Annotated in this window: 21 protein-coding genes and 4 tRNA genes; 19 read left to right on the top strand and 6 right to left on the bottom strand. The window is 44.7% G+C overall.

The features are described 5' to 3' along the window. Nucleotides 1–17: 17 nt before the first annotated feature. On the bottom strand, nucleotides 18–503 hold the full coding sequence (locus tag P3L57_RS20365) for a spore coat protein (protein ID WP_044160224.1): 486 nt from the start codon (nucleotides 501–503) through the stop codon (nucleotides 18–20). A 145-nt stretch (nucleotides 504–648) separates the two neighbouring features. Between P3L57_RS20365 and P3L57_RS20360 the strand changes: the two genes are divergently transcribed. The 4 genes from P3L57_RS20360 (at nucleotide 649) to rplI (ending at nucleotide 4,414) form a co-directional block, all read left to right on the top strand. Continuing rightward, nucleotides 649–798, top strand: a complete 150-nt coding sequence (locus tag P3L57_RS20360; protein ID WP_044160223.1) for a hypothetical protein — start codon at nucleotides 649–651, stop codon at nucleotides 796–798. A gap of 224 nt (nucleotides 799–1,022) precedes the next feature. Next, complete coding sequence (locus tag P3L57_RS20355) at nucleotides 1,023–1,952, top strand: YybS family protein (RefSeq protein WP_277617468.1); 930 nt, start codon at nucleotides 1,023–1,025, stop codon at nucleotides 1,950–1,952. A 36-nt stretch (nucleotides 1,953–1,988) separates the two neighbouring features. Further along, nucleotides 1,989–3,968 carry a cyclic-di-AMP phosphodiesterase GdpP gene (gene gdpP / locus P3L57_RS20350; RefSeq protein ID WP_044160221.1) on the top strand — a complete coding sequence of 660 codons (1,980 nt, stop codon included), beginning with the start codon at nucleotides 1,989–1,991 and terminating at the stop codon, nucleotides 3,966–3,968. Next, entirely contained in the window at nucleotides 3,965–4,414 is a 450-nt protein-coding gene (gene rplI, locus P3L57_RS20345) for a 50S ribosomal protein L9 (RefSeq protein ID WP_010332608.1), read from the top strand. The genes gdpP and rplI overlap by 4 nt, the downstream gene beginning before the upstream one ends. A 36-nt stretch (nucleotides 4,415–4,450) precedes the next feature. Here rplI and P3L57_RS20340 read toward each other — a convergent pair whose 3' ends face one another. From P3L57_RS20340 to P3L57_RS20330, 3 genes are all read right to left on the bottom strand, one after another. Next, a complete protein-coding gene (locus P3L57_RS20340) occupies nucleotides 4,451–6,532 on the bottom strand; it encodes an ArnT family glycosyltransferase (protein WP_069486651.1) in 2,082 nt (693 codons plus the stop codon). 135 nt (nucleotides 6,533–6,667) lie between these two features. After that, a complete protein-coding gene (locus P3L57_RS20335; protein ID WP_069486652.1) occupies nucleotides 6,668–7,876 on the bottom strand; it encodes a CynX/NimT family MFS transporter in 1,209 nt (402 codons plus the stop codon). 72 nt (nucleotides 7,877–7,948) lie between these two features. Next, on the bottom strand, nucleotides 7,949–8,089 hold the full coding sequence (locus P3L57_RS20330; protein WP_003242786.1) for a YycC family protein: 141 nt from the start codon (nucleotides 8,087–8,089) through the stop codon (nucleotides 7,949–7,951). A gap of 120 nt (nucleotides 8,090–8,209) precedes the next feature. Between P3L57_RS20330 and P3L57_RS20325 the strand changes: the two genes are divergently transcribed. Beyond that, entirely contained in the window at nucleotides 8,210–8,413 is a 204-nt protein-coding gene (locus tag P3L57_RS20325; protein WP_044160216.1) for a hypothetical protein, read from the top strand. Nucleotides 8,414–8,464: 51 nt separating this feature from the next. Here the strand turns inward: P3L57_RS20325 and P3L57_RS20320 are convergent, their stop codons facing one another. Beyond that, nucleotides 8,465–8,665 (bottom strand): DUF2188 domain-containing protein, encoded by a 201-nt coding sequence (locus tag P3L57_RS20320; RefSeq protein WP_044160214.1) that lies wholly within the window; start codon nucleotides 8,663–8,665, stop codon nucleotides 8,465–8,467. Between the two features lie 170 nt (nucleotides 8,666–8,835). Between P3L57_RS20320 and dnaB the strand changes: the two genes are divergently transcribed. The 13 genes from dnaB to htrC all read left to right on the top strand — a co-directional run bounded on the left by dnaB (nucleotide 8,836) and on the right by htrC (nucleotide 20,099). Further along, nucleotides 8,836–10,200, top strand: coding sequence for a replicative DNA helicase (dnaB, locus tag P3L57_RS20315; RefSeq protein ID WP_024123520.1), 1,365 nt, complete (start codon nucleotides 8,836–8,838; stop codon nucleotides 10,198–10,200). A 118-nt stretch (nucleotides 10,201–10,318) separates the two neighbouring features. Continuing rightward, nucleotides 10,319–10,738, top strand: coding sequence for a VOC family protein (locus tag P3L57_RS20310; protein WP_069486653.1), 420 nt, complete (start codon nucleotides 10,319–10,321; stop codon nucleotides 10,736–10,738). 206 nt (nucleotides 10,739–10,944) lie between these two features. Next, nucleotides 10,945–12,237: an adenylosuccinate synthase gene (purA, locus tag P3L57_RS20305; RefSeq protein ID WP_044160210.1), complete on the top strand. Its 1,293-nt coding sequence runs from the start codon at nucleotides 10,945–10,947 to the stop codon at nucleotides 12,235–12,237. A 222-nt stretch (nucleotides 12,238–12,459) separates the two neighbouring features. After that, nucleotides 12,460–12,535: transfer RNA gene (locus P3L57_RS20300), tRNA-Lys, on the top strand. Between the two features lie 10 nt (nucleotides 12,536–12,545). Beyond that, nucleotides 12,546–12,617 (top strand) — tRNA-Glu (locus P3L57_RS20295). Nucleotides 12,618–12,699: 82 nt separating this feature from the next. Beyond that, nucleotides 12,700–12,776 (top strand) — tRNA-Asp (locus tag P3L57_RS20290). Nucleotides 12,777–12,811: 35 nt separating this feature from the next. Beyond that, nucleotides 12,812–12,884: transfer RNA gene (locus P3L57_RS20285), tRNA-Phe, on the top strand. 383 nt (nucleotides 12,885–13,267) lie between these two features. Next, complete coding sequence (gene walR / locus P3L57_RS20280) at nucleotides 13,268–13,975, top strand: cell wall metabolism DNA-binding response regulator WalR (RefSeq protein WP_069486998.1); 708 nt, start codon at nucleotides 13,268–13,270, stop codon at nucleotides 13,973–13,975. 6 nt (nucleotides 13,976–13,981) lie between these two features. Next, nucleotides 13,982–15,817, top strand: a complete 1,836-nt coding sequence (gene walK, locus P3L57_RS20275; RefSeq protein ID WP_044160205.1) for a cell wall metabolism sensor histidine kinase WalK — start codon at nucleotides 13,982–13,984, stop codon at nucleotides 15,815–15,817. Further along, entirely contained in the window at nucleotides 15,807–17,174 is a 1,368-nt protein-coding gene (yycH, locus tag P3L57_RS20270; protein WP_044160402.1) for a two-component system activity regulator YycH, read from the top strand. The genes walK and yycH overlap by 11 nt, the downstream gene beginning before the upstream one ends. Further along, complete coding sequence (locus P3L57_RS20265; protein ID WP_044160203.1) at nucleotides 17,161–18,006, top strand: two-component system regulatory protein YycI; 846 nt, start codon at nucleotides 17,161–17,163, stop codon at nucleotides 18,004–18,006. Before yycH ends, P3L57_RS20265 begins: the two co-directional genes overlap by 14 nt. A gap of 14 nt (nucleotides 18,007–18,020) precedes the next feature. Continuing rightward, nucleotides 18,021–18,815 (top strand): MBL fold metallo-hydrolase, encoded by a 795-nt coding sequence (locus tag P3L57_RS20260; RefSeq protein WP_024123515.1) that lies wholly within the window; start codon nucleotides 18,021–18,023, stop codon nucleotides 18,813–18,815. Between the two features lie 81 nt (nucleotides 18,816–18,896). Beyond that, entirely contained in the window at nucleotides 18,897–20,099 is a 1,203-nt protein-coding gene (htrC, locus tag P3L57_RS20255; protein WP_277617467.1) for a serine protease HtrC, read from the top strand. A gap of 199 nt (nucleotides 20,100–20,298) precedes the next feature. Here the strand turns inward: htrC and rocR are convergent, their stop codons facing one another. Then, nucleotides 20,299–21,681, bottom strand: coding sequence for an arginine utilization regulatory protein RocR (rocR, locus tag P3L57_RS20250; RefSeq protein WP_059353213.1), 1,383 nt, complete (start codon nucleotides 21,679–21,681; stop codon nucleotides 20,299–20,301). Between the two features lie 241 nt (nucleotides 21,682–21,922). Here rocR and rocD point away from each other — a divergent pair, with 241 nt between their 5' ends. After that, nucleotides 21,923–23,128, top strand: coding sequence for an ornithine aminotransferase (gene rocD, locus P3L57_RS20245; RefSeq protein WP_059335325.1), 1,206 nt, complete (start codon nucleotides 21,923–21,925; stop codon nucleotides 23,126–23,128). Nucleotides 23,129–23,317: the final 189 nt, after the last annotated feature.

Raw genomic sequence — 23,317 nt, 5'->3', positions numbered from 1 at the left:
AGCCTTTGCTGCTTCTTTTATTTCATCGAAATGGCTTTATTGGCGTTTCTGACGTCATTTTTTAACAGCTCAGAAAGGTTGTAAGATGGGTAGTATCCATGCTGATACATGTATTGATAAACCTGCGCATGCAACTTAATGGCAGCGTTTAGCTGTTTGACAAGTACGGTTCTCAATTGAGGTGTTGCTGTTTCTGTAATTGCGATGGCATAGCTGCGGACAGATGTTTTGGCAAAGCCGAGCAGGTCACCGCTGTAAAATGGGTTATCCGCGCGTTCTTCTTCTTCATCATCGCGAGGCATCGGCGCCTGAGGGAAGAATGGGAGAAGCTCTTTTAAGTTTTGCTCAACGGCCTGAATGGACACGCTATAAAGCTGTCTGAGCTGAGGATCTCTAACTTCTCTAATCATTTTCTTCAGTTTAATGAGCCCGTTTGCCTGAAAAGCAACCAGCTCATGCATCTCTAATGTTTCATGCCAAGCCAACGTTCTGCGTTCATCCATGTAACAAATCTCCTTTATCAATCAGATTCTGTATCAGCATATGCCCAACGTTCAATGTTGTTCATGATGTTTTGAAGTTTTTAAAAAGGGAAACTCACCTTATATAGGATACGGGTTGAGAACATCCAAAAAGAGGTGAAACACGATGTGGGACATGATAAAGAACTTTTTCTTGTTTAGCAGCGGCGTTCTGCAAGCAACAACCCTTTTACTTGTGATTTTAATATTTGTGTATGTCAGAAAAACGAAGAAGAAAAACAAAGAAACTTCTGGTTTTATGGATGATAAAGAATAAGAAGTGATGGGCATTCTTTTAAAGAATGTCTTTTCGTTTGCAATGTTTCACATGAAACATTGACGTCATTTTACTTGCGATTTGGACTTATGTTAAAATATAAAAGTAATTTTAGAGATGATATGAAAACATTGGTGCAAAACATGTTGCGGCGATGAAAAAAAGAGCAGTCGTTTATGCTGCTCTTTTCTATTCGTATGTTCAGTATGATACGAGGTGACTAAGTGAAACAAACAAGAGCATTAATGGAAAGTGCTATTTTAATCAGTTTGTTTGCGATCATCACATTGTTGGTCGTTTATGTTCCATTGATTGGAACAATTCTGTTATTTGCACTGCCGCTGCCTATGATCCTTTATACGATCAGACACGGATTGAAATTAGGATTATGGATGGGCGCTGTCAGTCTTCCTGTTGTCTTTATTGTCGGGTCCTTTAACGGACTTATTGTAGCTTTTATGTCAGCTTGTGCGGGCATTGCCATGGGGCATTTTTTCAAAAAAAGAGAACCCGGTCATGCTATTATTTCGGGTGCCCTTATTTATATGCTTTGTATCGTGTTCTATTTTGTGATAAGCATTCAGTTTTTGGGTATCAATATCATTGATGAAGCAATGACACAATACCGGCAATCACTCGATATCGTTGAATCCGTTTTGAAACAATCGGGTAATGCTGAAGAGCTTGAGAAACAAATGAAACTGATGAAAGAACAATTGAGTACGGTTCAATATCTTTTTCCAACAGCTATCGTGATGGTAGGAGCCATTTTTTCTTTCCTCAGTTACCTTATCGCTAAGCCGCTCTTAAGGCGATTCTCCCCCGATATTCCTAGTCTAAAGCCTTTTAGAGAGTTGAAGTTTCCGCAAAGTGTGGTAGTACTGTATTTGTTGATTGTCATTCTTTCATTTCTGCCTTTAGAAAAAGGCCAAATGCTGTACTCTATCGCTTTAAATGGGGAGTTTATACTCGGGTTTCTTATTTTTATCCAGGGTTTATCATTTATCTTTTTCTATTGCCATAAGAAAAAATATCCGAAGGCAGTCGCCGTCATTGCAGTCATTCTTGGTCTGCTGCATCCGATTTTTATGGCAGCCATTCGCATTTTAGGCGTTATGGACATGGGCTTTAACATAAGGAATAAGGTGAAGTGAATATGAGTTGTACTCACATGGTGGGGAGTGATAGAAATGCCAAGCTTTTATGAAAAACCGTTGTTTCGGTATCCCATCTATGCATTGATTACTTTGTCAATCATTACAATCCTCATCAGCTTTTATTTTAACTGGATCATAGGAACCGTCGAAGTGTTGCTGCTTGCAGTTATACTGTTTTTTATAAAACGCGCGGATTCTCTTATTCGAAAAGAGATTGACGCTTATATTTCTACGTTATCCTACAGGTTGAAAAAAGTCGGTGAAGAGGCATTGATGGAAATGCCGATCGGCATCATGCTTTTTAATGATCAATACTATATAGAATGGGCAAATCCGTTTCTCTCTTCTTGCTTTAATGAAAGTACATTAGTGGGGAGATCACTTTATGATACTTGTGAATCAGTTGTGCCGCTCATCAAACAAGAGGTAGAATCGGAAACGGTTACATTGAATGACCGAAAATTTAAAGTGGTCATCAAACGGGATGAGCGTCTGCTTTATTTCTTCGATGTGACGGAACAGATACAGATTGAAAAGCAATATGAAAATGAAAGAACTGTGTTGGCCTATATTTTCCTTGATAACTATGATGATGTGACCCAAGGATTAGACGACCAGACGAGAAGCACGATGAACAGCCAAGTGACATCTTTGCTCAACGCTTGGGCGCAGGAGTATGGAATATTCCTGAAAAGGACTTCATCCGAACGTTTCATCGCTGTGCTTAATGAACACATTTTAACCGAACTTGAAAATTCGAAGTTTTCGATTCTGGATGAGGTACGGGAAAAAACTTCATTTGACGGCGTTGCGCTGACCTTAAGCGTTGGTATAGGAGCTTCGGTCTCATCGTTGAAGGAGCTTGGCGATTTGGCGCAATCCAGTCTGGACTTAGCGCTGGGACGCGGCGGAGACCAGGTAGCCATTAAGCTGCCAAACGGTAAAGTGAAGTTTTACGGCGGTAAAACAAACCCGATGGAGAAGCGAACAAGGGTGCGCGCCCGCGTGATTTCTCATGCTTTAAAGGAAATCGTTTCTGAAAGCAGCAATGTGATTATCATGGGACACAAATTCCCCGACATGGATTCTATCGGCGCGGCGATCGGGATATTAAAGGTGTCACAGGCAAATAACAAAGATGGATTTATTGTGATTGATCCGAATCAAATCGGTTCAAGTGTGCAGCGCTTGATTGAGGAAATCAAAAAATATGAAGATCTGTGGTCAAGGTTCATTACGCCTGAAGAAGCGATGGAAATTGCCAATGACGACACGCTGCTTGTCATCGTGGATACACATAAGCCGTCGCTTGTCATGGAAGAACGGCTGGTAAACAAAATTGAACATATTGTGGTCATCGACCATCACCGCAGAGGCGAAGAATTTATCAGAGACCCGCTGCTCGTCTATATGGAGCCGTACGCTTCATCAACAGCGGAATTGGTGACAGAGCTGCTAGAGTATCAGCCGAAGCGCTTAAAAATCAATATGATTGAAGCAACCGCCCTATTAGCTGGTATAATAGTGGATACAAAGAGCTTTTCACTCCGCACGGGCTCGCGGACCTTTGATGCAGCTTCATATTTAAGAGCGAAAGGCGCCGATACGGTGCTTGTGCAGAAGTTCCTCAAAGAAACCGTTGATTCCTATATTAAACGGGCGAAGCTGATCCAGCATACGGCCCTCTATAAAGAGAACATCGCGATTGCGTCTCTGCCTGAGAATGAGGATGAATATTTCGATCAAGTGCTGATTGCGCAGGCTGCGGATTCACTGCTGTCGATGAGCGAGGTTGAGGCTTCATTTGCGGTAGCAAGACGTGATGAACAAACTGTTTGTATCAGTGCGAGGTCTCTTGGCGATGTGAATGTTCAGATCATCATGGAGGCGCTGGAAGGCGGAGGACATTTAACAAATGCGGCGACTCAGTTATCCGGCATTTCAGTAACAGAAGCGCTGGAGCGGCTGAAGGGCGCCATAGATGAGTATTTTGAGGGAGGCGTACAAAGATGAAGGTTATTTTCTTACAGGATGTAAAAGGAAAAGGAAAAAAAGGCGAAGTGAAAAACGTAGCAGACGGTTATGCGCATAACTTTCTGATTAAAAAAGGCCTCGCGGTTGAAGCGAACGCGTCAAACATCAGTGTACTAAACGGTCAAAAGCAGAAAGAGAAAAAAGAAGCCATCGCAGAGCTTGAGCAGGCAAAGAGTTTAAAAGAAACATTAGAAAAACTGACTGTTGAGCTCAGCGCGAAATCAGGTGAAGGCGGCCGTTTGTTCGGCTCTGTCACAAGCAAGCAAATTACTGAACAGCTTCAAAAAGACCATAACATTAAAGTGGATAAGCGGAAGCTGGAACTGCCGGACGGCATCCGTGCGTTAGGATATACAAACGTTCCTGTGAAATTGCATCCTGAGGTGCAGGCTGTGTTAAAGGTACATGTGAAAGAAGAAGCTTAATAGAAAAGAGGCTTGGATTGATCCAAGCCTCTTTTTTTATTCTGTGAGATAAAGGGTTTGCCGGCTTTCTCCGCCAGGTCCACCTTTCATGCCTTGCAGGCTGCTTGTGCTGCTCGTGGAACTGCTGTACTCGTCAGAAGATATTTCTTGGCCGTGTTTCTTGATCCAAGAAACGAGTTCAGTATTGCCTGAGTTAGTTTCTGATAGCAGGAAGTATTTCACTTTGCCCTCATTGACCAGTTTTTTCAGCTCAGAGACAGTCAGAATCGGATCTGTGCCGTTGAAGCCGCCGAGTGCCATGACAGATTCATCTGTATTGATGATATATGGCGCAGCCGTTACGGTTGTCAACGTAGCAAATAAATACTCTTCGCCGGTATTATGCTCCCTCAGATAAGACAGGAGACCGGTGTCCATTTCTGAGGAGAACATGTTTCCTCCGTTTGCCGAGCTTTTAAGCTGCGGGCCGGATTCAGGAAGAACGCTGTTGCCCCCGTATAAAAGCGGCGTTGTTGACCAGTAGATTGGTGCGAGCAGCAGCACGCATAAGCTGACAATGATTAGCTGTTTGCTGCTTTTGAACATGAGCAGAGCAATGGTGATGCCGAGTCCTGCGAGTCCGAGTACATACATCCAACCACTGCCGATTTGGCTTGTATAAGCACTTAACATATAGACTTGGAATGCGGCTGTGATGAAGACGGCCGCTGGCAGCAGGCAGCTTGCCCAATCTTTATTGTTTTTGTATAAGCGATACATTGTATACCATCCGATACCGGAAAGTGCGGCAATCGGCGGTGCCAGCATAATCAAGTAATACTGGTGGAAGAATCCCGCGATGCTGAAGAAACCTGCCACAGGTAAGAGCCATGCTGTCCAGAATATCGTTTCTTTCATTTCTGTAGCCTGACCGCGGCGATCACGGTACCAGCTGACAATTACACCTAGTAATCCGATCAATGCGAATGGAAGCATCCAGCTGATCTGGCCGGAAAGAGCAGATTGGAAGAGACGAAGCAGTCCTGCATCACCTGTGCCGAACATGTTCATGCTTTTTCCGCCGCCACCGCCGGGTCCTCCATTTCCTGGTCCGCCTGTTGGAGGTGTGCCTCCCCCTCCATTGGAAGCGCCGCTTTGTCCAGAAGGCGGCTGAGGAGCCTGTGCATTGCCCCCGAAGGAACCGGTGCTGTTTTGATTTCCATCTGCCTTGCTGTTTCTGTTCTGAGATGAAGAGGTTCCGTCAGAGGATTCATTGTGATTTGGCGCTTGCATCGTGCCATTATTCTGCATGTTACTGCCGCCTGCGCCATTCATATCACCGCGTGCAAGGCCGGTGGTTTGCCCAAGCAGCCGCTCTGTGCCGTTATATCCGAAGGCGAGTTCTAACACAGAGTTTGTCTGGCTGCTTCCGATATACGGCCGGCTGGAGGAGGATGTTGAATCCACAATAACCGCCCATGAGAGCGATATACCGGTCAGGAGGATAAGAGACAGAATCAGCGAACCTATTCTTTTCTTTAGCGAAACCCGAGTAGCAATCAGGTAGAATAACACAAATGCAGGCAATACCATAAAGGCTTGCATCATTTTCATATTAAATGCAAGGCCGATCAGGCCAAATGCCGTCAGAAGCCAAACGAGCTTGCCTTCTTTGACCGCCCGAAGCAGGCATGATGAACCGAGCAATAAGGTAAAGACAAGCATACTGTCAATGTTGTTTGTCCGGCTGACGGCGACTGCGATCGGTGTCAGCGCCATGACAAGTGCGGCGGCGCGGGCCGCTCCAATGCCAAATGTCGGTTTGATCATTCTGTACAGAAGGAATACCGATCCAACCCCGGCGAGAGCCTGAGGAATGATGACACTCCACGTATGAACACCAAAGATCAGCGAGAAAATCGTTTGAATCCATAAAACAACAGGCGGCTTATCAACTGTTACAAATCCGGAAGGGTCAAATGACGCATAGAAGAAATTGTGGAAGCTCTGCGTCATGCTTTTCACCGCTGCCAGATAGTATTGGTTCGCGGCGTCATCCTGCCAAATGTGATAGGTGTTGAGAAAAGCCGCTGCAAGCAAAATAACAATAAGGACCGTGTCGAAACGTTTGGTTTTCATCGTTTTTCACCTCTTTATGATGTCCTATTGTAAAAAACAAATATGAAAAACTTATGAATAAACCATAAAGATTCAAGGAATGTCTGACAGCTTTTTCATAAAAAAAGAGACGGAGACATCTTCCCCGCCCTTTTTCTACGCTGAATTTCTCTTTCTCTCTGTCTGAAGGACGTATCGATCGCGTCCTGCCCCGAGTCCTGCTGTTCCCATGACGATTAAAGCAGCAATAAGAAGCACAATCGGCATTGTCCATGAATGTGTCTGGTCAAAGAGATACCCGACAAAGATCGGCCCGACGGCTGCAAGAAGGTAGCCAAATGACTGTGACATACCTGAAAGCGCTGCAGCCTGATACGCATTTTCACTGCGGAGTCCAATGAGAGTGAGTGCCAGACTAATGCTGGAGCCTTGTCCGATACCGATAATCACCATCCAGATGGCAAGCATAGCATGGCTGCCGCCTGTTAATAATCCGCATAGACCGATCAGATAGACTGCGGTCAGCGCTGCAACGATACCGCGCTGATGTTTCACGCGGTCAGCTAAAACCGGTGTCAGAAAAGTGGAAGGCAGACTCGCAAATTGCATGAGTGATACCAGCCATCCGGCGGTTGACGTATCAATCCCGTGTGAACGGAGAATCTCAGGAAACCAGGCGATACTGCTGTAAAATAAAAATGATTGCAGGCCCATGAAGATGGTGACAAACCATGCCACTTTGGAAGCCCAAATCGGACTGGTTTTAAGCTGCGGCGTCTGGTTGGACGCATCCCGATGGCGAAGCTGAGGTAGCCAAATCAGCAAGGCTAGACATGCCAAGCCTCCCCATAAAAGAAATCCCTGTTTCCATCCGCCATCCAACTGGGACGCTAAAGGAACGCTGAGACCTGATGCTAAAGCAGCGAATATATTCATTGATGTCGTATACAGGCTGATCATGATCCCTGGCTTTTCAGGGTATTTATGTTTGATTAAGCTTGGCAAAAGTACGTTTCCGATCGCAATTCCGATTCCGATGAGTGCCGTTCCGAAAAACAAAGCGGGGGTATAGCCGGCAGATCGAATCAAAACACCGATAAACAGTATCAGGAGACCAAGCCATAAGGTTCGCTCATTTCCGAGGCGCCGTCCGAGCTTAGGCGCGAGCGGAGAAAGAACGGCAAACGAAAGCAGCGGCAGTGCGGTCAAAAAACCGGCTGCCCCATTGGACATGTGCAGCTCGGTCCTGATGGAGCTGATGACCGGCCCGACTGAAGTGATTGCGGGTCTTAAGTTAAACGCGATAAAGATAATACCGGCAATCAGCCAAAACGATTGGATTTTTTTATTTTGTGGATGTGGCAAAGCAGTTACTCCTCTTTTCTAACATATACTTAATATCATTCCGATACATGTAAGCAAGTATGCGAGTGCAGGTTATGATTTGTCCTCTTTCTGCAATTCAGCCATTTTGGCAAGCAGAATATGCTGAGGCATATGCATGATCTGCTCAAGCGGCAGATTCAAAGACTCTGCAAGCTTTTGTGCAGTTTCAGCAGAAATTTGCAAAGGTCTCACAAAGATCCCTCCTCTCTTTTGTCCATTGTACAAGAATCAGATGCGGAACGTAAGAAGATATCACAAAGGGATGGTGCATTCTGAAAATGCCCCTTATAAAAGAGATAAGGAGGGTTCATCATGAACAAACCGTTATCATTATTAAAACAAATGCTGTATGAGCAACAGATAGACACAGAGAAAGCTGTCACATTGGAAGAATATATTGCATTGCGGCATAAGCTTCAGGAGCTGATGGGGAAATTTGCTTCCTTTGAAGAGTGGGAGCTGTATCAAAAGGCGGCGGATCTCATGATGCGTATTGGATTCAAATGGATGGAATAGCGTGTCGTACCCGCTAAAAAAAGCCCCGCGGCAGCGAAGGCTTTCAGTTTGTTAGAAAGAGAATTCATCTTCCACATTTTTATGCTGGTCATAAATCACAAGCTTCGCCGGACTGTTCTCTTTGGCTACCTGCTTCGCTTTTTCAATAGCGGCGTCTTTTGAGGTGTATAAAGCTGTAGGCGCCACATTCTCCACTTTGATAAACCAGCCGTCCGCATCGACGTTGGGTGTTACGGCGTATTTTTTCAGCATCATTCATTCCTCCCTCAAGTTTTATCAGTTTTTTTCCCAGCCTGGCACTGTCCGAAACTATCCAATCTGCTGACTGAAAAAAATGGGAAACAAAGAATTTTTCTATTTTTTTTCTGGATAAATGGTAAAATGGAGTTTGGAGATTTTTTAATGAGAGGACGGTGCTTAGCATGACAGACCTTCTGAATGATCGGCTGCCGCCGCAAAATATAGAAGCCGAACAAGCCGTGTTAGGCGCTATTTTTTTACAGCCGTCTGCTTTAACACTGGCTTCAGAGGTATTGATTCCAGATGATTTCTATAGAATGTCCCACCAAAAAATTTATAATGCGATGCTGGTGCTCGGAGACCGCGGTGAACCGGTTGATTTAGTTACGGTGACGTCAGAGCTTGCCAACACGGACCTGCTGGAAGAAGTGGGAGGCATATCGTATCTGACTGATATCGCAAACTCGGTGCCGACAGCGGCTAACATAGAATATTACGCAAAGATCGTTGAGGAAAAATCAATTCTTCGCCGATTAATCAGAACAGCGACAACCATCGCTCAGGACGGATATACCCGCGAGGACGAGGTCGAAGATTTACTCAGTGAAGCGGAAAAAACGATTATGGAAGTGGCGCAGCGCAAAAATACAAGCGCCTTCCAAAATATCAAGGATGTCCTTGTTCAGACGTATGATAACATCGAGCAGCTTCACAATCGAAAAGGCGATATTACCGGGATTCCGACAGGGTTTTCTGAGCTTGATCGGATGACTGCCGGATTCCAGCGCAATGACTTGATTATTGTGGCTGCCCGTCCGTCAGTAGGGAAAACGGCCTTTGCCTTGAATATCGCGCAAAACGTAGCGACGAAGACCGACGAGAGTGTAGCCATTTTCAGTCTTGAGATGGGTGCCGAGCAGCTCGTTATGCGTATGCTTTGTGCCGAGGGAAATATCAATGCCCAAAATCTTCGTACAGGAAATCTGACCGAAGAAGATTGGGGCAAGCTGACGATGGCGATGGGAAGCCTGTCCAACAGCGGGATTTATATCGATGATACACCGGGTATCCGTGTCAGTGAAATCCGCGCCAAATGCCGCCGTTTGAAGCAGGAAAGCGGCCTTGGCATGATTTTGATTGATTACTTGCAATTGATTCAGGGAAGCGGACGTTCAAAGGATAACCGTCAGCAGGAAGTATCAGAAATTTCCCGTGAACTGAAATCGATCGCCAGGGAGCTTCAAGTCCCTGTTATCGCGCTTTCTCAGCTTTCACGTGGCGTTGAGCAGCGTCAGGATAAACGTCCGATGATGTCTGATATCCGTGAATCAGGAAGTATCGAGCAGGATGCGGATATTGTCGCGTTCCTTTACCGTGATGACTACTATGACAAAGAATCTGAGAACAAAAACATTATCGAAATCATTATTGCCAAACAGCGTAACGGCCCGGTAGGAACCGTGTCTCTTGCGTTCGTAAAAGAATACAATAAATTCGTCAACCTGGAACGGCGTTTTGACGACGCAGGTGTTCCGCCTGGCGCGTAAACCCCAAGAGCTTCTTCTTGGGGTTTTCTCATCCAAAAGACTGAAGAGGAACCAGCCACTTAGCGGATGTAAAAATGAAAGCGTTTTAATAAAATGAGACAAAAAGGAGAGGGTAACAATGAGAAATCGTTTTTCACAATTTCATGCCGCGCAAATTCGGATAGCAAGACCTACGGGCCGGCTTGATCAGATCATTCGCTTTTATGAAGAAGGGCTGGGCTTAGAACGAATTGGTGAATTTCATCAGCATAATGGGTTTGACGGAGTCATGTTTGGCCTCCCGCATACCGATTACCACTTGGAATTCACCCAGCATGCAGAGGAAAGAACAGCCCCCGTTCCCCACCCAGATAGCCTGCTCGTCTTTTATGTGCTGAGCGAAGAAGACATCAAAGCCATCACTGCAAAATTAAAAAGCATGGACTATCAGGAGGCTGAACCTGAGAACCCGTACTGGAGTCATGGAGGGGTGACAATTGAGGATCCAGACGGCTGGCGGATCGTGTTCATGAACACAAAAGGGATTTCAGGCAAGTGATTCTTTCCTCTGCTAAAGGATAAAAGTTTCATGAGCTTTTCAAGGCAAATCTTTAAGAAAACGCTTCTAAAGTCATTTAAAGCGAACGAATTTGGATTTACAAGAATTTAATGTTCGGATTTACAATTGACTTTCTGTTTCTTCACTGATAAACTTGATTTGTTTGAATAGAATCGTTTTTGAAAGGTTAACGGAGGTGCACGGACATGTCTTCAGTAGTTGTAGTAGGTACGCAATGGGGCGATGAAGGGAAAGGCAAAATCACAGATTTCCTGTCAGAAAATGCAGAAGTGATCGCCCGTTATCAAGGCGGAAATAACGCAGGGCACACCATCAAGTTTGACGGAGTCACATACAAGCTTCACTTAATCCCGTCTGGAATTTTCTATAAAGATAAGACGTGTGTGATCGGAAACGGAATGGTTGTGGATCCAAAAGCATTAGTCACAGAGCTTGCGTATCTTCATGAGCGCAACGTCAGTACAGATAACCTGAGAATCAGCAACAGAGCTCACGTGATTCTGCCGTATCATTTGAAGTTGGATGAAGTGGAAGAAGAGCGAAAAGGAGCAAACAAGATCGGCACAACGAAAAAAGGAATCGGCCCTGCTTATATGGATAAAGCAGCCCGTATCGGCATTCGTATCGCCGATCTGTTGGATCGTGACGCGTTTGCGGAGAAACTCGAACGCAATCTTGAAGAAAAAAACCGTCTGCTTGAGAAAATGTACGAGACAGAAGGATTTAAAATAGAAGATATCTTAGATGAGTATTATGAATACGGACAGCAGATTAAGAAATATGTCTGCGATACATCCGTTGTTTTAAATGATGCGCTTGATGAAGGACGCCGCGTGTTATTTGAAGGCGCACAAGGGGTTATGCTTGATATCGATCAAGGAACATACCCGTTTGTTACGTCATCTAACCCGGTTGCCGGCGGAGTCACCATCGGTTCAGGTGTCGGCCCGACAAAAATCCAGCACGTAGTCGGTGTCTCAAAAGCCTATACGACTCGTGTCGGCGATGGTCCTTTCCCGACTGAGCTGAAAGACGAAATCGGCGATCAAATCCGTGAAGTCGGACGTGAATACGGAACAACAACAGGCCGCCCGCGCCGTGTCGGCTGGTTTGACAGTGTCGTTGTCCGCCACGCCCGCCGTGTCAGCGGAATCACAGATCTTTCATTGAACTCAATTGACGTGTTAACAGGTATTGAAACACTGAAAATTTGTGTGGCTTACCGTTACAAAGGAGAAGTCATCGAAGAGTTCCCTGCAAGCCTTAAAGAACTTGCAGAATGTGAACCGGTTTATGAAGAAATGCCAGGCTGGACTGAAGATATCACAGGTGCGAAGAGCCTTAGCGAGCTTCCGGAAAACGCGCGCCACTATCTTGAGCGTGTGTCTCAGCTGACAGGCATTCCGCTTTCTATTTTCTCTGTCGGTCCAGACCGTTCACAGACAAATGTCCTTCGCAGCGTGTACCGTGCGAACTAAGCAGACTACCCGCAAGCCCCTGTTTTCAGGGGCTTGTTTTTTGTTTGAAAACTGCAGATAAGTTGGTCTGAGAAAAAAATATGAAAAAAAACCAAAAAAGTTATTGCCACTTCTATTTGTTCGTGATATTATAAATCTCGTTGTTACGGAAACTGCTTCAATAGAGTACAAGATAAGAACTTGATCCAAGTCGTTTTGCTCTATGAAAAATCCGCATCTTAAGAGCCATTAGCTCAGTTGGTAGAGCATCTGACTTTTAATCAGAGGGTCGAAGGTTCGAGTCCTTCATGGCTCACCATTTTTGTGAAGGCCCGTTGGTCAAGCGGTTAAGACACCGCCCTTTCACGGCGGTAACACGGGTTCGAATCCCGTACGGGTCATTGATTTACTTTAGCGTTATTGCTAAATTCCTTATTTGTCTGCGAGAGTTGACACGACAACTCTCCAGACAAATTACTGTAAGGTCCGGTAGTTCAGTTGGTTAGAATGCCTGCCTGTCACGCAGGAGGTCGCGGGTTCGAGTCCCGTCCGGACCGCCATTTTACTTTACTTAGTAGAGAAAAATAAATGATTTGGCTCGGTAGCTCAGTTGGTAGAGCAACGGACTGAAAATCCGTGTGTCGGCGGTTCGATTCCGTCCCGAGCCACTTACCAAACGCATCTGCAATCGTAGGTGCGTTTTTTCTTTATAAAAAGGATAAACATGCGGAGTGTTATAATAGAAGAAAAAGGGAGAACCGGCCCTGCGGCCGGTTCAAAGAAGAAGACGTCAATAAAAAGACGCACGCAGGTGAGGGGAGGTTTCATTTAAATTATCTTTTTTAAGAAAAGTTGAAAAACATGACAAAAGATAGACAACTGGTGGATGAAGGTGAAAAATGTGTTTTTTTCTAAACCTTTATTTTTTTTATCTTTTGACCTTAAACCGTTATAATAGACAAGGACCCATTGTTCTATTTGGGCCATAAGTGATGTAACGAATGTGATATAGATGAAATGAAGACCATTCGGCAGGAGGAAATCAAAGATGATGGATAAAAAGATCCTTGTAGTAGATGATGAAAAACCGATTGCAGATATATTAGAATTCAACTTAAGAAAAGAGGGCTATGAAGTGCATTGCGCCTATGACGGAAATGAAGCCGTTGAAATGGTGGAAGAGATTCAGCCTGATTTAATTCTTTTAGATATTATGCTTCCGAATAAAGACGGCGTTGAAGTATGCCGTGAAGTCAGAAAGAAATACGATATGCCTATCATTATGCTGACGGCTAAGGATTCAGAAATTGATAAGGTCATCGGGCTTGAAATCGGCGCGGATGACTATGTTACGAAACCATTCAGCACACGTGAGCTTTTAGCCCGTGTGAAAGCGAACTTGCGCCGCCAGCTGACAACAGCGCCAGCGGAGGAAGAATCATCTTCCAACGACATTCATATCGGCTCCCTCGTCATCTTCCCTGACGCGTATGTAGTGTCAAAACGGGATGAAACGATTGAATTAACCCATCGTGAGTTCGAATTGCTGCATTACCTGGCAAAACACATCGGACAAGTCATGACACGTGAGCACTTGCTGCAAACGGTCTGGGGCTACGATTACTTTGGGGATGTCAGAACGGTTGACGTAACAGTGCGCCGCCTTCGTGAAAAAATTGAGGACAACCCAAGCCATCCAAATTGGATTGTTACACGCCGCGGCGTCGGTTATTACTTGAGAAACCCAGAACAGGACTAATGCCCAATGAATAAGGTTGGTTTTTTTCGGTCGATCCAATTTAAGATTACCTTGATTTATGTGCTTTTGATTATCATCGCGATGCAAGTCATTGGTGTGTATTTTGTCAATCAGGTAGAGAAGTCGCTGATTACCTCTTATGAACAGTCGCTTAATCAGCGAATCGACAACCTTTCTTATTATATTGAGCAGGAATATAAGAGTGATAATGACAGCACCGTCATTAAGGATGATGTCAGCCGAATTTTGAATGACTTTACGAAGAGTGATGAGATTCGGGAAATTAGTTTTGTTGATAAAAGCTATGAAGTGGTAGGCTCTTCAAGGCCATATGGAGAAGAAGTTGCAGGGAAACAAACGACGGATCTCATTTTCAAAAGAATTTTTTCTACGAAACAGTCTTATTCTAGAAAATATTATGACCCGAAAAGCAAAATAAGAGTCCTCATTTCCGCAAAGCCCGTTACGACTGAAAACCAAGAGGTTGTCGGAGCGATTTATGTAGTAGCGAGCATGGAAGATGTCTTTGGCCAAATGAAGACCATCAACACGATACTGGCCTCCGGCACTGGCTTGGCCCTCGTTTTGACAGCCCTTCTCGGTATTTTTCTGGCCAGAACCATTACCCACCCGCTTTCAGATATGAGGAAGCAGGCAATGGAGCTTGCGAAAGGAAATTTTTCCAGGAAGGTTAGAAAGTACGGACATGATGAAATTGGACAGCTCGCCACAACGTTTAATCACTTAACGAGAGAGCTTGAAGATGCTCAGGCAATGACAGAGGGTGAACGCAGAAAGCTTTCCTCTGTTATTGCCTATATGACGGATGGCGTTATTGCCACAAACCGAAACGGCGCGATTATTCTTTTGAACAGCCCGGCGCTGGAGCTGCTGAACGTTTCACGTGAAACAGCCTTGGAAATGCCGATTACAAGCTTGCTGGGGATTCAAGAGAATTATACTTTTGAAGATTTAGTCGAACAGCAGGACTCTATGCTGCTCGAAATTGAGCGCGACGATGAATTGACAGTGCTTCGTGTCAATTTCTCCGTTATTCAAAGGGAGCATGGCAAAATCGACGGTTTAATTGCTGTCATTTACGATGTAACCGAGCAGGAGAAAATTGACCAGGAGCGCAGAGAGTTTGTAGCAAATGTATCACACGAGCTGCGGACGCCGCTTACAACCATGCGCAGTTATTTAGAGGCGTTAGCGGAAGGCGCGTGGGAAAATAAAGACATTGCACCGCGTTTCTTAATGGTGACGCAGAATGAAACAGAGCGGATGATTCGGCTTGTAAACGATTTGCTTCAGCTTTCTAAATTTGACAGCAAGGATTATCAATTTAATCGTGAGTGGATTCAAATCGTCCGATTTATGTCGCTCATTATTGATCGTTTTGAAATGACGAAGGAGCAGCATGTGGAATTTATCCGCAATCTGCCGGACAGAAACCTGTATGTGGAGATTGACCAGGATAAAATTACGCAGGTGCTCGATAATATTATATCCAACGCTTTAAAATACTCGCCTGAAGGCGGACATGTCACCTTCTCGATTGACGTAAATGAAGAGGAAGAACTTCTCTATATCAGCGTTAAGGATGAAGGGATCGGGATTCCGAAAAAGGATGTCGAAAAAGTCTTTGACCGCTTCTACAGGGTTGATAAAGCGAGAACGAGAAAGCTCGGCGGGACCGGTCTGGGACTTGCTATTGCCAGGGAAATGGTTCAGGCGCACGGCGGAGATATTTGGGCAGACAGTGTAGAAGGAAAAGGAACAACGATAACTTTTACTCTTCCATATAAAGAGGAACAAGAGGATGATTGGGATGAAGCGTGAAAATATAAAAACAATATTACTTACGGTACTCGTCGTCATCAGTCTTGTTTTTACATGGAGTATATGGACATTTCAGCCTAATTTTTCTGAAGACTCGTCATCAGCAGAGTCTACAGTGCGTGAGAAGCATAAAATTGAAAAAAATACCCAAAAGCTGTCTGAAACGGTAAAACCGCGGGAAATGTTTATTCATGATGACGGGGCTCATTATAAGGTCGATGATGAAACGCTTTATGATGAAGTCTGGTCAGATTTGCCGCATTGGGATGTAAAAGGCATTAAAGATATATCGGATCAATATGATAAGGCCGGATTTAAGAGCTGGTTTTATGGAAGAGGCGGTTCTGCTGCCAAGCTTGATCTGCAATTCAGTGACACGATACCTATTGATATTATTCAAACGCTGTTTAAATGGTCCAATCAATCGTTTGAATACAGCTCGTTTGATCATATTATGATCCCATTCGATGAAACAAAAACGAATAAGAAGATTTATTTGGTATCTTACAGCAAGCAGCTTATTCTGGAAGTGACGGTTGAATCAGCAAACTACCGGAATATCATGAACGATTTAAAAAACAAAGAATCAAATATGCCTGCGTACAGCTTGTTCTCGATTGGCACAAAGAAAGAGTTTTTGCTTCCGAACAAATCGCTTACGATGGATAAAAAGGAATTTGTCACGGAATCAATTAAAACAAACACTTTTAAACAAGCGCTGTTCAGCGATCCGAGCATTGTAAGAGAAGATTCGAATTATAATAACAGAAATGTACTGACGGACGGCATCAGCCGTTTAGATGTCAGCCTGACCCAGCGGCAGGTTCAATTCCAGCAGCGTAATTTAGTGCAGAGCACTTCGTATCAAACAGGTGAATTAATCAAAAAGAGCCAGAAGTACCTAGAGGATACAGGAAGCTGGACGGATCACTATCAATTTTTTAATATCAACGACAGCCAGCAGCTGAGCTTCTATATCTTTATGGATCAGCTCCCGGTCATTAACAGCATGTCTAAACCGTTTGGCGGAACTTCGGCAATCACCGTCCAATGGGCCAATGACGATATTCTCAGCTATAAACGGCCGAACTACAGTCTTGGGACCAATCCGATTAAAACAAGTGAGACACAGCTGATGAGCGGCAGGGAAGTGAGGGCTCTTCTGTCCAGACAAACGGCGTATGATACGGACAAAATTGATCAGATTTTCCCTGCGTATCAGATGATCTCAACATCAACCAACGATGATCCTCTTGTTGAGCTTGAACCGGTTTGGGCTATGAGAATAAATGGAAAAGTGGTGCCGATTACGAAGGAATTATTGACGAAGGAGGGGGCAGACAATGGAGTGGAATAAGACAAAAACAATCTTCATCGTTGCCTTCCTCATTTTAGATATTTTCTTAGGCTATCAGTTTTTTGAGAAGCAATCTAATAGTAAAGAATATGAAGTCATTAAAAATGATGTAGAGCATGACATGAAGGCAGACCATATCACGTATGAAGGTCTGGATAAAGAAGCGATAGAAGGCTATCGGATCACAGCCAATCAAAAAGTCTTCACCAAGGATGAAATTGAATCACTCAAGGATCAAAAGCCTATGATGGATATGCCTAGTGATGATCATAAAGTAACGAACTTAAAGATGAAGTTTACGAGCCCGATTGCCCTTTCAAAGAAAAACATAGAGGACGATGCACAGGCGCTTGTGTCTTCTAAAATTCAAGATGGTGAAAAATATAAGTTTTGGAAGGTGGATAAATCTAAAAAAGAAATCATTTACTTCCAAACGTATGAAGGCCATTACATTTATCAGAAGACTGACAACTCCTCTAATATGATCGGACAAGTGATTTTGCACTTAAATGATAAAAACGAGGTTGTGTCATACGAGCAGTCGACGCTTGAAACCTTTAAACAGATTCAGAAAGAAAACTTAATTACTGAGCTTGATGCGGTTGAATTATTGTACTATCAAAATCAACTAAAAGAATACTGCACCATAAAGAGTGTCAAATTCGGCTATGTGGCGCAATATCCGCTGACAAGCACGCAGGTGCTGGCTCCGGTATGGAGAGTTACGGTGGAGTATGATAAAAAAGTGAACGGCGAGAAAAAGAAAGTGCAAGAGTATTTTACTGTGAATGCTTTGGAGAGTACGATTTTAGATACAGATCAATCAAAATAATGGAGTGAACTGAAATGAGCTTGCAATTTAGCGTTCTTGCGAGCGGGAGTACGGGAAATGCGTTTTACCTGGAAACAGAGGATCACGCGTTTTTAGTGGACGCCGGTTTGAGCGGGAAAGCCATGGACGGATTAATGGCGCAAATCGGACGTAAGCTGGATGATGTAGACGGCATTTTTGTGACGCATGAGCATAGTGACCATATTAAAGGCCTCGGCGTCATCGCCAGAAAGTACAAGCTTCCGATCTATGCGAATGAGAAGACATGGAAGGCGATGGAGAACCAGATCGGCAAAATTGATACCGATCAAAAGTTTGAGTTTCCGATGGAGACGGTGAAGTCGTTTGGCGGACTTGATGTAGAATCGTTTGGCGTCTCTCACGATGCGGCAGAGCCCATGTTTTATGTGTTTCATTGTAATGGGCGCAAGCTCGCGTTAATGACAGATACAGGGTATGTCAGCGACCGGATGAAGGGCATTATCCGCTCGGCGAATGTGTTCGTTTTTGAAAGCAATCATGATGTCGGCATGCTGCAAATGGGAAGATACCCTTGGAGTATTAAGCGGCGGATTTTAAGTGACGTCGGGCACGTTTCAAATGAAGATGCTGCGTTGGCGATGACTGATGTCATCGGCGACGAGACGTCTCGTATCTACCTCGCCCATTTGAGTCAGGACAACAATATGAAAGAGCTGGCCAGAATGTCTGTCCAGCAGACATTGGCTTCTAAAGGATTTGTGACAGGCGAAACATTTGATTTGTTTGATACCGATCCGAAAAAGGCTACTCCGCTTTGCGCTGTATAATTTTTTCTTGTGTAACATGACTATTATAGGAGTTTCTAATCCACAATATAACCATATCAACGTTCTCTGAAAGGATGGAATATGGTGGATTACGAGCGTGAAGAAGAACATAATACTCCTGAACAGCCGAAGAGAAGCAAAAAAGGTTATTTTCTTTCAAGCCTGATTGGGGTGATTGTCGGCGCTGTATTGATGGCGTTCATCATGCCGTACCTTTCAAATGATGGGCTAGATACGGGCGCTTTAGATCAGCAGCAGAACTACAACGGCCGGGAATCAATCAGGACGGTGAATGTCAGTGTCAACAATGCGGTCACCAAGATTGTCAGCAATGTGTCGCCGGCTGTTGTCGGTGTTGTGAACATCCAAAAATCAGATATACGGGGAGAGAGCGGTGAGGCTGGGAGCGGCTCAGGCGTCATCTATAAGAAAAATGACCACTCTGCTTATGTCGTGACCAACCATCATGTGATCGAGGGCGCTTCCCAAATTGAAATCAGTTTAAAAGACGGTTCGCGCGTGTCTGCTGAGCTTGTCGGCAGCGACCAGCTGATGGATCTTGCCGTTTTGCGGGTGAAAAGCGATAAAATCAAAGCTGTCGCTGATTTTGGCAATTCAGATAAAGTGAAATCTGGTGAACCGGTGATTGCGATCGGCAATCCGTTAGGCCTTGAATTTGCAGGCTCTGTCACACAGGGCGTCATATCGGGAACAGAGAGGGCGATTCCGGTTGATTCCAATGATGACGGTCAGCCTGACTGGAATGCAGAGGTGCTGCAAACCGATGCGGCCATTAACCCGGGGAACAGCGGCGGAGCTTTGTTGAATATGGACGGAAAAGTCATTGGCATCAATTCAATGAAAATCGCGGAGTCAGCGGTTGAAGGGATTGGCCTGTCCATTCCATCTAAGCTTGTGATTCCGGTGATAGAGGATTTAGAGAAATACGGCAAAGTGAAGCGTCCGTTCCTTGGAATTGAAATGAAATCATTAAGCGACATTGCAAGCTACCATTGGGATGAAACGCTGAAGCTTCCTAAACACGTGACCAATGGAGCGGTGATAATGGGTGTAGATGCCTTTTCACCTGCCGGAAAAGCGGGACTCAAGGAGCTGGATGTCATCACTGAATTTGACGGGAAAAAAATAAATGATATTGTGGATCTTCGAAAGCGGCTTTATCAGAAAAGAGTCGGTGATCGGGTGAAGGTGACGTTTTACCGCGGCGGAAAAGAAAAATCCGTTGAAGTGAAGCTGTCCTCCGCAGATCAGTTAGGAAGTTAATAAAAGCAGTCTGGCACTGATGCCAGGCTGTTTTTTTATGCAAAAAAAAACGGAACGGGATCACGCCCGTTCCATAGAAAATACATGGATGTTACACGTGAAACAGTGTGTAAGGGCTTGTCAGCTTTCCATTTTCAGCGTTTATTTTATGGTTTGTTCTGTATGATTACTGGTTGTTATTTTAATGATGTACATAGGTTTATTTTGCGTGCAGAGAAAACTTCTTCAGCCGGTATTGCAGGCTTTGTCTGCTGATGCCGAGCTCCTGAGCGGTTTTTGAAATGTTATGGCCGTGTTTTCTAAGGATGTTTTCGATCACATATTTTTCGAAGCTCTCCATTTTTTCTTTCAAATCAGCGGCGGGCTGATGCCCTGCGGGTTCCGGCTTCGAGATGTCTGCCGGCTTGATTTTCATGCGGTATTGATATGGCAGATGGTTGGCCGTAATCGTTTGTTCATCTGTCATGAAATTCATCGCGCCCTCGATCATATGCTCAAGTTCGCGAATATTTCCCGGCCAATCATAGGATAAGAAAAATTGCTTCACATCTTCATTGATATGTTCGACATTCATTTGAAACAGGTGGTTGTTTTTCTGAATGAACTCTGACGCAAGAAGCAAAATGTCCTCTTTGCGTTCCCGAAGCGGCGGGATGATCAGTGTCACGACGCTCAGCCTGTAATACAAGTCCTTGCGCATTCGTTCACCCGCAATGGCATCAATCGGGTCTTCATTCATCGTGGCGATAATGCGCACGTCAATCGGTGTATCCTTGGTCGAACCAATGCGTCTGATTTTCCGTTCTTGCAGGGCGCGCAGCAATTTTGCCTGCAAGCTCAGATTCAGTGAGTTGATTTCATCTAACAGAAGTGTGCCGCCATGGGCTTGCTCAAACAAGCCAGGCTGGTCAACGGCACCTGTAAACGCGCCTTTTTTCGTACCGAACAGGATGCTTTCCACCAGGCTGTCAGGCAGAGCCGCACAGTTTTGAGAAATGAACGGGCCGCTTGATCGGTCGCTGCCGTTATGGATACTTTGTGCGAACAGCTCTTTTCCCGTGCCGGTTTCACCTGCGAGTAGAACTGAGGAAGACGTGCGGGTCGCCCTCTTGGCATTTTCGATGACGTCCTGAATCGCCGGACTGGTGCCGAGAATGCTGTCAAATGTGTAAGTCGCGTTTCCTTTTTTATGCATATTCTCTCTGATCAGGCGTTCCAGCTTTGTCACGTCCTTGGCAATTTCGACAGCCCCTTTGATGTTGCCGTCTTGGACGATCGGATATGTATGATTGATTGTCGTAATTTCCTGGCCTTTATTATTGAAATAGCTCTGCTTTACATTTTTGATCGTTTTGCCTTCCTGGAGGGCTTGCACAAGTGTGCTGTCCTGCTGCTTCGAAAACATAAATACATCCATCAGGTTTTTATTTAAGACGTCCTGCTTCTCCATATCTTCAATTTGCATCATTTTGTTGTTATAAACAATCGTGTTTCCATGCTCGTCCACGACGTGCAGGCCGACATCAATTTCATCCAAAATGCTCTGAAACACTAATGTGAGGAATTCGCTGTCTTTGACCAAAGTATAAACCTCCCTCATTTATTTTCTTAATATTGCTTCTATTTTATAAAAGAATAGAGAGGATATGCAAAAGAATTTTGCACTTTATAAAAATTTTCGCGTGAAATATCTGAATATTTTTGCACCCTTGCCTCGAATATTGTAGAAAATACACGAATGTGCGAGTTGGCACGAAACTTGCATTTATAAAAAGGGAAAGCAGGATATAGTGTTGAAACAGAAAACAAGGGGGAATTCAAATATGCCAGCTTTATCAAAATCCAAAGAAATTATTGATCAGACGTCACATTACGGTGCCAACAATTATCATCCGCTGCCGATTGTTATTTCTGAAGCGCTGGGTGCTTGGGTAAAGGACCCGGAAGGCAATGAATATATGGATATGCTGAGTGCTTATTCTGCGGTGAATCAGGGGCACAGACATCCGAAGATCATTCAGGCGTTAAAGGATCAGGCTGATAAAATCACGCTGACGTCTCGCGCGTTTCACAACGATCAGCTCGGACCGTTTTACGAAAAGGCGGCTAAGCTGACGGGCAAAGAAATGATTCTGCCGATGAATACGGGGGCTGAAGCGGTTGAGTCTGCGGTGAAAGCAGCGAGACGCTGGGCTTATGAAGTGAAGGGCGTGGCGGACAATCAGGCGGAAATTATTGCGTGCGTCGGAAATTTCCATGGCCGGACGATGCTGGCGGTTTCTCTTTCTTCTGAAGACGAGTATAAAAGAGGATTCGGCCCGATGCTTCCGGGAATCAAACTAATCCCTTACGGAGATGCGGAAGCGCTGCGTCAGGCGATTACGCCAAACACAGCGGCGTTCTTATTTGAACCGATTCAAGGCGAAGCGGGCATTGTGATTCCGCCTGAAGGATTTTTGCAGGAAGCGGCGGCGATTTGTAAGGAAGAGAATGTGCTGTTGATTGCCGATGAAATTCAGACGGGTCTCGGACGTACAGGCAAGACATTCGCTTGTAACTGGGATGGCATTGTTCCTGATATGTACATTTTGGGGAAAGCGCTTGGCGGCGGTGTGTTCCCGATCTCATGCATTGCGGCGGACCGCGACGTTTTAGGCGTGTTTAACCCGGGTTCACACGGCTCCACATTTGGCGGAAATCCGCTGGCATGTGCGGTGTCCATCGCCTCACTGGAAGTGCTGGAAGATGAAAAGCTGGCGGAGCGTTCTCTTGAGCTTGGCGAGTATTTTAAACAAGAGCTGGAGAGCATTGATAACCCAATCATTAAAGAAGTCCGCGGCAGAGGGCTGTTTATCGGTGTGGAACTGACGGAAGCGGCGCGTCCGTATTGTGAGCGTTTAAAAGATGAAGGACTTTTATGCAAAGAAACGCATGATACCGTCATTCGTTTTGCACCGCCATTAATCATTTCCAAAAAGGATTTGGATTGGGCGATTGAAAAAATTAAGCATGTGCTGCAAAAGGCATAAATCCGCATCATGGCGGGATATTCACTTCGTTTGTATAAATTTACAGCATAAAAATTAGCACTCCCTATTTGCTCAGCTACAGTATTTTAGTATAATGTATCTTTATGAGAAGAAGTGAATTTTATATTAAATAGATAGAGACTCTTTGGACAGCAAACTGGGATACGCATCACGATAGATGTTCCAGCT

Origin of the sequence: Bacillus sp. B28, assembly GCF_029536185.1 — a bacterium.
In the GTDB taxonomy this organism is placed as follows: domain Bacteria; phylum Bacillota; class Bacilli; order Bacillales; family Bacillaceae; genus Bacillus; species Bacillus halotolerans.
This window is presented reverse-complemented; position numbering and strand designations above follow the sequence as displayed.